Below are 12,409 nucleotides of genomic sequence, written 5' to 3' on the forward strand. Positions count from 1 at the left end.
TCCCGGCCTATCGGAGGGGGGCGAATGTAAACGTTTTCATCGCACCCTGCATGTCGCGCTGCCAGATGCGGGCAGTCCCTCAGCGCGATTCGTCGGGGGTGCGGGCCTCGATGGCCAGGGCGTGGATGTCGGTCTGCATCATGTCGCCGAGGGCTGCGTAGACGGCCCGGTGGCGGGCGAGCGGCACCTTGCCGGCGAAGGCCTCGCTGGTGATCCGCACCGTGAAATGCCCACGCCCATCGCGGGCGCCCTCATGGCCAGCGTGCTTGTGACTGTCGTCGTCGACCTCGAGCGCGAGCGGCCGCAGGGCGGATTCGAGAGCTGCCCGGATGCGCTCCACCCGATTCACGGCAGGACCTTGCGGAACGGCCGGACATCGACGCGGGCATAGACGCCTGCGGCTACGTAGGGATCGGCATCGGCCCAGGCCTTCGCGTCTTCCAGCGAATCGAATTCGGCGATGACGATGCTGCCGCTGAAACCGGCCGGACCCGGATCCTCGGCATCGATCGCCGGGCAGGGACCGGCGAGCAGCAGGCGCCCCTCGTCGCGCAGGGCGGTCAGGCGCGCCAGGTGCGCCGGTCGCGAGGCCAAGCGCAACGGAAGGACATCGGTCCCGTCATGGCCTTCAATGGCATACCACATGGTGTTCACTCCCAGGGCGAAGACTGAATTGTACGTGCGACCCGCGCGGCGGGTGCTGGACACGGTCAGGGCCAACGCTTACCCTGTCCTCCATTGCACGGCCGGAAGCAGCGGCCCGTCCAGGGGAAAACCCGGCCACGCCGGCCTCCCTGCCCTGTCGAGGGACCTCCTGGACGTTCGATTCGCTGCCCCCCTCCGCCCGCGCCCGACGACCTCGCTGTTCGCTCCCCGCATTCCTGCGGTGTGCTTTGCCGGTTGCTGTAAGGGAAGCGTTCGCCCTGCGACGCGTAGATGATGGTTGGTGCATTGCCGGTGCCGCGCCGTCCTGCCTCGGGCAGGCCCGCAGGGTGACCCGCATGATGGCTGTTCCTTGATGAGCCCAGAACTCGCGTCCGACGCGAACCCACAACCCCCGACCACGCGCCCCCAGCAGCAGGAAATGCCGCTGGCGGTGGTGCATGGCCAGCCTGTTCTGCAGATTCCCCAGGACCTGTACATCCCGCCGGATGCGCTGGAAGTCATCCTGGATGCGTTCGAAGGTCCGCTGGACCTGTTGCTGTACCTGATCCGGCGGCAGAACCTGGACATCCTTGACATCCCCGTCGCCGAGATCACCCGGCAGTACGTGGACTACATCAACGTGATGCAGGAACTGCGGTTCGAACTCGCCGCCGAGTACCTGCTGATGGCCGCCATCCTGGCCGAGATCAAGTCGCGCATGCTGTTGCCGCGGCCGGTCAGCGAGGAAGGCGAGGAAGGCGACCCGCGCGCCGAACTGGTCCGCCGCCTGCAGGAATACGAGCGTTTCAAGCAGGCCGCCGAGGACCTGGACGCCCTGCCCCGCCAGGACCGCGACACCACGCCGGTGCACGCCGACGTGCCGGATCGCGCCGCGGTCAAGCTGCCGCCGCCGGTGGAACTGAAGGAAATGCTGCTGGCGCTGCACGACGTGCTCAAGCGCGCCGAGCTGTTCACCGGCCACGCGATCAAGCGCGAGGCGCTCAGCGTGCGCCAGCGCATGGGCGACGTGCTGACGCGGCTGGAGGACGGCAAGTTCCATCGCTTCGAAAGCATGTTCACGCCCGAGGAAGGCAAGCTGGGCGTGCTGGTGACCTTCCTGGCCATGCTGGAACTGGCCAAGGAGCAGCTGCTCGACATCGTGCAGGAAGCTCCGCTCGCCCCGATCTACATCAAGTCGCTGGCACTGAACAACACCAACGAACCGCTGCAGTTCTCCAGCGAATTCGACGACAGCGACGCCGCCAACGACAGCCAGTGAACCCGGCCGGGGCCACGAACGCCCCGCCGCACTTCCGAACGACAGGACCGCATGGATCAATCGCTCATCAACCGCATCGTGGAAGCCACCCTGCTGGCGGCCACCCAGCCCCTGACGCTGGCGCAGCTGCATGGCCTGTTCCCCGAGGACGAGCCGGCGCCGGAAGGCAGCGTCGAGCAGGCCCTCGAGGATCTGGCCGCCGCCTGCGCCGACCGCGGCGTCGAACTGGTGGAGGTCGCCTCGGGCTACCGCTACCAGGTCAAGGCCGACGTGCATCCGTGGGTCGCGCGCCTGTGGACCGAGCGCAAAACCAAGTACACGCGCGCCACGCTGGAGACCCTGGCCCTGATCGCGTACCGCCAGCCGATCACCCGCGGCGAGATCGAACAGGTTCGCGGCGTGGCGGTCAGCAGCAACATCATCCAGGCGCTGGAAGAGCGCGAGTGGATCCGCGTCGTCGGCCACCGCGACGTGCCCGGCAAGCCGGCGCTGTTCGGCACGACCAAGGTTTTCCTGGACTATTTCGGCCTGAAGCGGCTGGACGAACTGCCGCCGCTGTCCGAGCTGAAGGACATCGGCGAACTGGAACCGCAGCTGCCGCTGGATGGCGCGCCGCTGCCGGTCAGCATCGCCAGCGGCGATGCCGTCGACGACACCGGGCTTGAAAGCCCGCAGGACGCGGACGCAGACGTGGACGAGCACGGCGACAAGGACGACGAACAACAGGACATCCCGGCATCTGCCGATGCCGACGAAGACACCCCCTCGGATGAAACCGGCGACGACGCCGGGGACGACGAAGCACCTCAACCCGAAGATGACGACGCCGCTGCTTCCCACCAGGAAGACCAGGCACCGTCGGAGCAGAAACAATGAGCAACACCCCCCCGAAGAAAGCCCCCCTGGGCAAGCTGTCGCTGAAGCGCGGCGAAGGCGCCGAGACGCCGGAAACCACCCGCCTGGAGGAACGCCTGCACAAGGTGCTGGCCCAGGCCGGCCTGGGCTCGCGCCGCGCGCTCGAACAGCGCATCGCCGACGGCCTGGTCAAGGTCAATGGCGAAACCGCGCAGACCGGCATGTCGGTCAAGGGCGGCGACCGCGTCGAGCTGGACGGCAAGACGTTCGTCGCCAGCGCGCTGACCGAACCCTCGCGCGTGCTGATCTACAACAAGCCGGAAGGCGAAGTCACCACCCGTGAAGATCCCGAAGGCCGCCCGACGATCTTCGAAGCGCTGCCCGCACTGAAGGGCGCGCGCTGGATCGCCATCGGCCGCCTGGACATCAACACCACCGGCCTGCTGGTGCTGACCACCGATGGCGAACTCGCCAACGCGATGATGCACCCCTCCTACGAGGTCGAGCGCGAATACGTCGTGCGCGTGCGTGCGCCGGAAGGCCAGGAAAGCGTGCCGGACAACATCGTCGACCGCCTGCGCCGCGGCGTGGCGCTGGAGGACGGCCCGGCGAAGTTCGACGAGATCGAGCGCATCGGCGGCACCGATTCGCACGACTGGTTCCGCGTGGTGGTCAAGGAAGGCCGCAACCGCGAAGTGCGTCGCCTGTGGGAATCCCAGGGCTGCCAGGTCAGCCGCCTGAAGCGCGTGCGCTACGGCAAGGTCAGCCTGCCGCAGCCGCTGCTGCGCGGCCAGACGCAGGAACTGCCGGATGCGCAGGTCGAAGCGCTGCGCAAGGACCTGGGACTGGATGTCGGCACCCCCGCCGCCCTGACGCTGCAGCCGGTGATCGGCCAGCGCAAGGCGGCCAAGTCGACCGTGCACGTCGGCGGCGGCCGCAGCGGCAGCGCCTACGTCAACGGCCACAACAGCGCCGACGAAGGCCGCGAGCTGCGACGCTTCGACCACGTGCGCGAAGACCGCGGTCGTGGCGGTCGCGGCAAGAAGCCGCACGGCGGCCTGACCGTCAGCGGCGAACAGGCGGCCAAGCAGTCGCAGCGCCCGTTCAAGCAGCGCACGCCCAAGGGCCCGAAGCCGTTGCCCGATGGCAATCCGGCCGCCTTCCGCAGCTGGTACGTGCCGGACGGCGTGGACACCGGTCCTGCCGGGCATCGCAACGCCGGTCCCGGCGGTCCGAAGAAGCCCTACGGCGGCAAGCCCGGCGGACGTCCCGGTGCCGGTGGCAAGCCCGGTGGCGGCGCTGGCAAGCGTGGCCCGGGCGGCGGCCCGGGCGGCTTCGGCGGCGACCGCTTCGGCAACGAACGCGGCCCCGGATTCGGCGCCGAACGTGGACCGCGTGGCGGCCAGGGCGCCGGCAAGCCGCAACGTGCGGCGCGTCCGTACGGCCACCCGGCCAGCGCGCCGAGCTTTCCCTCCGACCATGCCAACCCCGGTTTCAATCCGTACGGCCAGCAGCCGCGCGGCCCGCGTCCGCAGGGACGGCCTGGCGGCGGCAATCGCCCGCAGCAGGCCGGTCCGCGGCCAGGGCCGGGCGGTCGTCCTGCAGGCGGCCGTGGTCCTGGCGGTCGACCGGGTGGAGGCGGTGGAAGGCCCGGCGGTGGCGGCCAGCGCGGCCCCCGCGGCGGTGGCCACGGCTGAAGCGACACCAAGAAGGCGCCCACGGGCGCCTTCTTCGCATGTGCGGATCGGAGGCGCGGACTTCATGGCGACTTCATCGCCGCTCCGCGAACGGCCTGCACGCTGCACGCCTTTCCGTGATGGAGCGCGTGCCAGATCATGCAGGATTGCCGTTATGACGTGATCGTCGTGGGGGCCGGCTTCGCCGGCCTCGCCTGCGCACGGGAACTTGCCATGCATGGCCTGCGGGTCTGCGTGATCGACCGCAAGCAGGACCTCGGCGAACGCATGCACACCACCGGCATCCTGGTACAGGAAGCCTGCGATGCGCCGCTGCTGGCCGGCTTGCCGCCGGCACTCGTGCGTGCCGTGCCGCACGTGCGCCTGTACGCCCCCAACCTGCGCAGCGTGCGGCTCGGCGCGGAGGGCTATCGCTTCTACACCACCGATACACCGGCGCTGCTGCGCTGGATGGGCCAGCGCGCCGAAGCCTGCGGCGTCGAGCTGAAACGTGGCCTTGCCTTCCGTGACGCCACCCGTACGACAACCGGATGGCGGCTGGACGGTATCGGCGAGGCCCGCGTGCTCGTCGGCGCCGACGGCGCACGCTCGCGGGTCGCGGAGAAGCTGGGGCTGGGTCGTGTGGACCAGTATCTCCATGGCGTGGAATACGAGTTCGACGGCTTCGCCCTGCGCGAACCCGATGCCCTGCACTGCTTCATCAGCAAGCGCTTCGCGCCGGGCTACCTGGGCTGGGTAGCGCAGACACCGACCGGCGTGCAGGCCGGTCTCGCCCGGCGATACCGCTCCGGCGGCACGCATGTGCCGGACATGGCGGGCTTCCTCCAGCACGTCGCGCCGATGACCGGACTGTCCGTCACGCGACGACCCGACAGCATCCGCACGGGGCTGATTCCCTGCGGCGGTCCGGTCCGGCCGATGCAGCGCGAAGACATCGTGCTGATCGGCGATGCGGCGGGCATGGTGTCGCCGCTGACGGCAGGCGGCATCCATGCCGGACTGAGGCACGGCGCGATGGTGGGACGCAGCCTGGCCCGCTCCCTGTCGGGACGCGCCGGGCCGGATGTGGCGTCGCCGCCGCCGGTCCCGGGGTTTGCGTTCAAGCGCGCCCTGCGATGGGCCTTCGACCACGCGCAGTTCGATGTTCCGGTGAACCTGCTGTTGGCGGCACGTCCGATGCGACGCGTCGTCGAGCAACTCTGCTTCCACCGGCGCGGCGATCCGCCCCCCGCCCCGGCGGCGGGCGATTGAGCAGGATCAAGGCCGTCGAATGCGGGTCGGCTACAATGGCGCGTCGCTTCACTCGCCTGACTTCCCCCATGTCCTCTGCGTTCGGCACCGAGACGGTGCTCGACGTCCGTCACTGGACGGACGCCTACTTCAGCTTCACCACCACCCGCGACGACGGTTTCCGCTTCGAGAACGGCCAGTTCGTCATGATCGGGCTGGAAGTCGACGGCAAGCCGCTGCTGCGCGCCTATTCGATCGCCAGCGCCAACTGGGAAGAACAGCTCGAGTTCTTCAGCATCAAGGTGCAGGACGGCCCGTTGACCTCGCGCCTGCAGCACATCAAGCCCGGCGACACCGTGCTGATCGGGCGCAAGCCGACCGGCACGCTGCTGATCAGCGACCTGTATCCCGGCCGCAACCTCTATCTCCTGGGCACAGGCACCGGCCTGGCGCCTTGGCTGTCGGTGATCAAGGACCCGGATACCTACGAGCGGTTCGACAAGGTCATCCTGACCCATGGCGTGCGCCATGCCGAGGACCTCGCCTATCGCGACTATTTCGAGAAGGAACTGCCGCAGCACGAGTTCCTCGGCGAGACCATCCGCGAGAAGCTGCTGTACTACCCGGCGGTGACGCGCGAGGACTTCGTCAACCAGGGGCGCCTGACCGACCTGATGGCCAGCGGCGCGATGATGGACAGCCTGGGCATTGCGCCGCTGGATGCGGAACACGACCGCGCGATGATCTGCGGCAGCCCGCAGATGCTGGCCGATTTCCGCGCCCTGCTCGACGGCCGCGGGTTCACCGCCGCGCCACGCATCGGCACGCCGGGGCAGTACGTGTTCGAGCGCGCTTTCGTCGAAAAGTGAGCGCGACCCGGTGGCGACTCACTGCGCTCTGCAGGTCTCGCTGCCGCGCAGTGCTTCGCCGCCCAGGCGTGAAGCCAACTCCTGGGACGTGATGGGCGTGATGCCGGCGCCGAAGCGCTGGTTCACCACGTGCACAAGCGCTTTCGCCCACAAGGCATTCCAGACCGTGCCGGCGTGCCCGTCCGACAGGATCGCGTGGCAGGGCGCATCGCCCTGCGTGTTGGTGACGACCAGGTCCTCGCCGATGCGGACGGCCTTGTATGCCGCGCGAGCCGTCGCGTCGCGGCCACCCCACAGCGCTGCGAACCAGGCCCGGTCGTCGAAGAAGGCGATGCGGGGATCCCGCATCGCCATGGCCTTCAGCGCGGCGTCGTAGCGATCCAGTGCGCGGGTGATGTTGGCCTGTTCGCGCGCTGACGACCAGCGTCGTACGTTCTCGCCGATGTTGGCGTTGTCGAAGATGCCGACCAGCACCACCCGCGTATCGGGATGGTGGCGATGGAGGTACGACACCGCCGCGCGTACGTCGTCGATGCACCCGTCGATCTCCGATGCCACGGCAGGATCGTCGGCGGAGGCGGCCAGCCGGTCGAGGTGCTCACGCTGGCCGAAGCTGTTCACGCCGATGCGGACGACGACGATGCCTCCCCGCCACGCGGCGGGTGCTTCGTCCATCTGCTGCACGAGGTGCGGCACCTGGCGCTGTACGTTCATCAGGTCGTTGCAGACCGCGCCGGACACGGCGAAGTTGTAGCCGAAGTCCTCCTTCTCCGGCGTCCGCGCCGGCAGGCCCAGCGCCTCCTCCACCATCGCAACGATCCGTCGGCTGCCGGAACGGCCCCAGTGCCCCTGGTCGACTTCGCCGCCGCGCAGCCGATGCAGCCACTCGGTCCATTGCCATGTCGTGTCGTGGAAGACGCCACCGCGCGCGCCGTCTTCGCCCGTGAACTGCGTGCGGTCGTGGTAAGCGTGACTGTCCGAGTCGCCCACCACGGCCAGCGGCACCGGTGCCGCGAACGATGCGTCCGCACAGATGCCGGCACACGCCAGCAGGGCGAACGCCCACGCCTTCTTGACCACCGTCATCTCCCGGAGACTTGTTTCCCGCATGACGGATAGAACGCCAAGCCCGTCGCGGTCGGGACATGGCGCTGCGTCCAGCCCCGCATGCACGCGCGCGTCGCCTGGCCGATGCTAGTCTCCGTGCATCGCACGCGGGGAGCACGGCATGGCAGGCACGGGGAAACGGTGGGTCGTGATCGTGATGGCGCTGGCGCTCGCGGGCTGCCTGCCGGCGATCGATGCCCGGGCGCCCGTGCCGCAGGCGCTGGTGCCGGCGGCGTCACCCCCCACGCGTCTGGTGGTGGTGCTGCCCGGACGCGGCGACGACGTGCAGGCGCTCCGCGAAAGCGGCATCGCGCCGGCCATCCAGTCGGCGTGGCCCGATGCGGATGTCGTGCTCACCGGGCTTGGCTTCGCGTATTACATGCAGGGACGCGCGCCGCAGCGACTGCACGATGAAGTGATCGTGCCCGCCCGTGCCCGCGGTTATCGCGAGGTCTGGCTGATCGGAGCCTCCATGGGAGGCATGGGCACGCTCATGTACGACCGCGCCTATCCCGGCGACGCCGATGGCCTGGTGCTGCTGGCGCCCTATCTGGGCGACCGCTCGCTGGTGAAGGACATCCGCACGCGGGGCCTGCGGCAGTGGGACGCGGGGCCCGTACCGGCCGAGGTGGATGCGGGCAACTACCAGCGCGAGCTGTGGCGCCACCTGCAGGGCTGGCAAGCCGATCCGGCACGTACGCGCTCCGTCTGGCTGGGCTATGGCGCGGAGGACCGGCTGGCCGACGCCATGCCGCCGCTGGCCGGACTGTTGCCGGCGGAGCACGTGGTCGTGGCAGAGGGCGGCCATGCGTGGAAGGTGTGGTCCCCCCTCGCCCGGCGCATGCTCACGGACGCCGGCCCTGCACGCCTGGACGCTCAGCGTTCGCCGTAGCGCAGCCAGCGGATCGCCGCGGCTTCGTCCGCGAAGACACGCGCATCGAAGCCGTTCTCGTTGGCCAGCAGGCCGGCGAACTCCACCTCGGGCAGCTGTTCGGCGTGCTTCTCCACGTACGCGATGCGGACGGCCTCCATCCCCTGCCCCTGCATGGCCTGCACGAACTGCAGCAACTGCGCGGGCGGAGGCGGCAAGCCTTCCATGTCGTCCACCACCAGCAGAGACGGCGGCGTTAGCCGACGCACTTCCTCCGCGATGGCCTGCCAGTACGCCAGCGTCGTTTCCAGCGTGCCGTTCGTACCGGTCACCCACGCGCGCAGTCCGTAGTCGGTGGTACCGAACGCGATATGGAACGACGGGGCGTGCACACCGCTCATGCCGTCGCGCTCAACCCAGTGCGGCGCGGATGTCGCCCGCCAGCGATTCCGGCGTATCGGTAGGCGCATAGCGCTTGATGACCCGTCCGTCGCGCCCGACCAGGAACTTGCTGAAGTTCCATTTGATGGCGCTGATGCCCAGCAGGCCGCCCTTCTCTTTCTTCAGCCATTTCCAGAGCGGATGCGCACCGTCGCCATTGACGTCGATCTTGGCGAACATCGGAAAGGTCACGTCGTAGTTCAGCGAGCAGAAATTCCGGATCTCGGCCTCGTCGCCCGGCTCCTGGTGGCCGAACTGGTCGCACGGGAATCCCAGCACGACCAGACCCTGCGGGCCGAACTCGCGCCACAGGGCTTCCAGGCCGGTGTACTGCGGCGTGAAGCCGCACTTGGAGGCCACGTTGACGATCAGCAGGGCCTTGCCCTGGTATTCGGACAGCGAGCGTTCGCGACCGTCGAGGTCCTGGGCGGAGAAATCGTAGGCGGTGGTCATGGGGTGATTGGCTCCGGGAAAGGCGCTATCAGACACCCGGCGCGTCCGCCGGGCAAGCCGCCGGGCCCACGCCGATCCATGGGAACGGCGTCCGGATTCGGCTACCGTGTCCATACGGGCCCAATGATACCGCCATGCACTACGCCGACCCCGCCAGCCATGCCAGTCTGTACATCCATGTCCGCATCCTGCTGGGCATGATCGTCGGCCTGGGCCTGACCCACCTGCTGCGCCATGTTGCGCGCATCGTCGAACGTCCGCAGGCGCACCGCATCTACGGCGTGCACCTGCTGTGGGCCGCCTTCATGTTCGTCTACGTCCTGCACTTCTGGTGGTGGGAATTCAGCCTGTCCCACCAGGCGCACTGGAACTTCAACCTCTACCTGTTCGTCACGCTGTACGCGCTGCTGCTGTACCTGCTGTGCGCGCTGGTGTTCCCCGAGTCGCTGGCCGATGGCGTCGGCTACCACGACTACTACTATGGACGGCGGCGCTGGTTCTTCGGCCTGCTGGCGGTGATGTTCGTCGTCGACATCGGCGACACCCTGATCAAGGGCGCGGCCTATGCCCAGCAGCTGGGACCGGAGTACTGGGTGCGTAATACGATGTATATCGCCGGCAGCCTGGCCGCCATCGCCACGCGCAACCCGCGCTATCACGCCATCTTCGCTGTGACGGCCTTGCTGTACGAACTGTCGTGGATCTGGCGACGCTACGAAATCCTGGTGTGATTGCCCGCTGTGGTGGGAGCGACGTCAGTCGTGAATGAAACGCAGCGGCAGTCTGATCGCGACTGACGTCGCTCCCACAACGTCATTTCGGCTTACCGAGCCGGCTGGACCTTGATGGGTGGCGCGAACGGCGTGATCCCCAGCGCTTCGTGGATCTCCGCCGGGTAATACGCCCGGCCATCCTTGATGACCAGCGCCAGCTTGCGGATGTCCGCGATGTTGGCGGTGGGGTCCCCATCCACCAGCACCAGGTCCGCGCGCTTGCCCGGCGTGATGGAGCCGGCATCGTCCAGCGTGCGGCTGTACTTCGCACCGTTCCAGGTCGCTACCTGCAGGGCCTGCGACGGGCTCAGTCCGGCCTGCACATAGAGTTCGAGTTCGCGCTGCAGGGTGAAGCCCGGCAGTTCGTCGGTCCCGGCGACCAGCGGGACACCCGCGCGATACATGCGACCCGTGAAGTCGACCAGCTTGTCGAAGCTGCGCTTGTAGCGCGCGCCGGTCTCATCGTCCTTGATGTCCATCTCGGCCGCACGCCGGCTGCGCTGCACGTCCGGCGGCAGGTGGTCGGCCACGTCGGCGACGATCGGCGACAGCTGCCCTTCGCGCTGGTGGATGAACTCGAACGTCGCCAGCGTCGGGTCGATGACGATCTGTTTCTTCGCCAGCTCAGCGATGAAGTCCTGCACCGGCTTGCTGTCGAAGTCCAGGCCATCGGTCCTGTCGGCGACCAGGTAGAAGCGCGCCAGCGTGCGCGTGTCGGTCTCCGGCGTGACGAAGAAGTTCAGCATCACCTGGTTGATGTGCTGGATCTCGTCGTAGCCCTGCTCCACCACGTCCTGCGCGCGGAGGAACGCCGGTACGTGCCCGCTGACCCGCAGGCCACGCTGGTGCGCATATGCGGTGGTGTCGCGCAGGATGTCCTTGGGGAACGAGTTGTAGATCTTGATCTGCGGGTACCCGTGGTCGGCGTACCAGTCGATGGCCTGCTTCGCGCCGGCCAGGTCCTTCACCACGAAGCCGCCCTGCGACGAGTGCGGACTCTGTCCTTCGATGTAACCCGCGGGAATCACCCGCGGATGCATCAGCGTGCCGGCCTTCTCTTCCGCCATCAGCTGCTGCAGCGTCGCGTTGTCGTTGCCCATGTCGCGCGTGCTGGTCACGCCGGCCGCAAGATGCAGTCCGCCTTCCCAGCTGCCCGCATGCACGTGCATATCGTAGAGACCGGGCAGCAGCACGCGATTGCCGGCGTCGATCACGATGTCGGCCGCGACCCTCGATTGCCCGACCGGCGACACCGACAGGATCTTGCCATCCCGCACGACCACGTCCGCGGCGGCGCCGAGGACCGCATTCTCGCTGTCGAACACGCGCGCGTTGCGGATCAGCGTGGTGCCCGGCAACGGATGCGCCAGGCGTTGCTGCAGCGCTACCAGCGCTTCACGCTCGGCGACCTTCTGTCGCGATTCCAGTGCGTTGGCGCTGCCCTGCCAACCGTCCTCGATCAACTGCAGGAACCCGGGATAGATGTAGGCGAACATGCGCGGCACGGCGTCGCGCGTCACCCACACGAAACTCGGCGTGAACCCGATGCCGGTCAGCGCCACCAGGTCGACCGTCTGGGTCTTCCCGCCGCTGGCGATCTGCATCGAGGCAACCTTGCGCTGCGTCAGCGTACCGCTGGGCACCAGCGGCAGCTTCCCGTCGGGACGCTTGGCCAGTGCGGCCAGCGCGACCGACGTGGCCGCAGGCGTGCCGCCCAGCGGCGTATACAGCGCGGTGCCGGTGTAGGCATGGGTGCCGCTGTCCGACGTGCTTTTCCAGGTACCGGTGTCGCCCGTGCGAGTGAACGTTTCGTCCACCGGCGCGCCGAACGTGGACGCGCCCTTGACCTGGTAGCGATCGAAGGTGCCGTCATCGCGCAGGCGGAATTCCTCCTTCAGTTCCGGACCGCGCCCGTTGTCCTTGAAGATGAAGTCGACGCGCGTCACGCCATCGTCGCCCACCGTGACCGTCTGCTCGCCGGCCTTCTTTCCGCCATCGACCAGGGCGACGTACTTCAGCGTCTCGGCAGCCAGCGCCGACGGCGCCAGCAACAATGCACAGCAGAAGGCAAGGACAGGCTTCACAGGACTCTCCGTCGGGGGCGCTCGGCGCATTCTGCCGCAGCGTGAAGGCACGCCGGGCCGGCGGCCCATGCCTTTCGTCATGGGTCCGGCCCATTTCGCTGGGTT

Annotated in this window: 13 protein-coding genes; 7 read left to right on the forward strand and 6 right to left on the reverse strand. The window is 68.3% G+C overall.

Features of this window, described 5'->3' with window-relative positions:
* Positions 1–79 precede the first annotated feature (79 nt).
* Both ACSQ19_RS18520 and ACSQ19_RS18525 read right to left on the reverse strand, forming a co-directional pair.
* Positions 80–349: a BolA family protein gene (locus tag ACSQ19_RS18520; RefSeq protein WP_435999049.1), complete on the reverse strand. Its 270-nt coding sequence runs from the start codon at positions 347–349 to the stop codon at positions 80–82.
* Positions 346–645 carry a YciI family protein gene (locus ACSQ19_RS18525; protein ID WP_299343294.1) on the reverse strand — a complete coding sequence of 100 codons (300 nt, stop codon included), beginning with the start codon at positions 643–645 and terminating at the stop codon, positions 346–348. The genes ACSQ19_RS18520 and ACSQ19_RS18525 overlap by 4 nt, the downstream gene beginning before the upstream one ends.
* 373 nt (positions 646–1,018) lie before the next feature.
* Between ACSQ19_RS18525 and ACSQ19_RS18530 the strand changes: the two genes are divergently transcribed.
* The 5 genes from ACSQ19_RS18530 (at position 1,019) to ACSQ19_RS18550 (ending at position 6,575) form a co-directional block, all read left to right on the forward strand.
* Entirely contained in the window at positions 1,019–1,924 is a 906-nt protein-coding gene (locus ACSQ19_RS18530; RefSeq protein ID WP_296281214.1) for a segregation and condensation protein A, read from the forward strand.
* A 51-nt stretch (positions 1,925–1,975) separates the two neighbouring features.
* A complete protein-coding gene (gene scpB, locus ACSQ19_RS18535) occupies positions 1,976–2,800 on the forward strand; it encodes an SMC-Scp complex subunit ScpB (protein WP_435999052.1) in 825 nt (274 codons plus the stop codon).
* Entirely contained in the window at positions 2,797–4,476 is a 1,680-nt protein-coding gene (locus ACSQ19_RS18540) for a pseudouridine synthase (RefSeq protein WP_435999054.1), read from the forward strand. The genes scpB and ACSQ19_RS18540 overlap by 4 nt, the downstream gene beginning before the upstream one ends.
* A 138-nt stretch (positions 4,477–4,614) precedes the next feature.
* Positions 4,615–5,727 (forward strand): NAD(P)/FAD-dependent oxidoreductase, encoded by a 1,113-nt coding sequence (locus tag ACSQ19_RS18545; protein ID WP_435999056.1) that lies wholly within the window; start codon positions 4,615–4,617, stop codon positions 5,725–5,727.
* Positions 5,728–5,795: 68 nt separating this feature from the next.
* A complete protein-coding gene (locus ACSQ19_RS18550) occupies positions 5,796–6,575 on the forward strand; it encodes a ferredoxin--NADP reductase (RefSeq protein ID WP_435999058.1) in 780 nt (259 codons plus the stop codon).
* A gap of 18 nt (positions 6,576–6,593) precedes the next feature.
* Here ACSQ19_RS18550 and ACSQ19_RS18555 read toward each other — a convergent pair whose 3' ends face one another.
* Positions 6,594–7,661 (reverse strand): SGNH/GDSL hydrolase family protein, encoded by a 1,068-nt coding sequence (locus tag ACSQ19_RS18555; protein WP_435999060.1) that lies wholly within the window; start codon positions 7,659–7,661, stop codon positions 6,594–6,596.
* 142 nt (positions 7,662–7,803) lie between these two features.
* Between ACSQ19_RS18555 and ACSQ19_RS18560 the strand changes: the two genes are divergently transcribed.
* Positions 7,804–8,574, forward strand: coding sequence for an alpha/beta hydrolase (locus ACSQ19_RS18560; RefSeq protein ID WP_435999062.1), 771 nt, complete (start codon positions 7,804–7,806; stop codon positions 8,572–8,574).
* Here the strand turns inward: ACSQ19_RS18560 and ACSQ19_RS18565 are convergent.
* On the reverse strand, positions 8,559–8,954 hold the full coding sequence (locus ACSQ19_RS18565; protein WP_296281226.1) for a hypothetical protein: 396 nt from the start codon (positions 8,952–8,954) through the stop codon (positions 8,559–8,561). The genes ACSQ19_RS18560 and ACSQ19_RS18565 overlap by 16 nt on opposite strands.
* Before the next feature lie 10 nt (positions 8,955–8,964).
* On the reverse strand, positions 8,965–9,447 hold the full coding sequence (locus ACSQ19_RS18570; protein ID WP_296281227.1) for a glutathione peroxidase: 483 nt from the start codon (positions 9,445–9,447) through the stop codon (positions 8,965–8,967).
* A 134-nt stretch (positions 9,448–9,581) separates the two neighbouring features.
* Here ACSQ19_RS18570 and ACSQ19_RS18575 point away from each other — a divergent pair, with 134 nt between their 5' ends.
* Positions 9,582–10,178 carry a hypothetical protein gene (locus tag ACSQ19_RS18575; RefSeq protein ID WP_435999065.1) on the forward strand — a complete coding sequence of 199 codons (597 nt, stop codon included), beginning with the start codon at positions 9,582–9,584 and terminating at the stop codon, positions 10,176–10,178.
* Between the two features lie 92 nt (positions 10,179–10,270).
* Here ACSQ19_RS18575 and ACSQ19_RS18580 read toward each other — a convergent pair whose 3' ends face one another.
* The gene (locus ACSQ19_RS18580; RefSeq protein WP_435999067.1) at positions 10,271–12,304 is read right to left on the reverse strand and encodes an amidohydrolase family protein; all 2,034 of its coding nucleotides are present in this window, start codon (positions 12,302–12,304) and stop codon (positions 10,271–10,273) included.
* Positions 12,305–12,409 lie beyond the last annotated feature (105 nt).

It is taken from the genome of Pseudoxanthomonas sp. LjRoot127 (genome assembly GCF_964253495.1).
Classification (GTDB): domain Bacteria; phylum Pseudomonadota; class Gammaproteobacteria; order Xanthomonadales; family Xanthomonadaceae; genus Pseudoxanthomonas_A.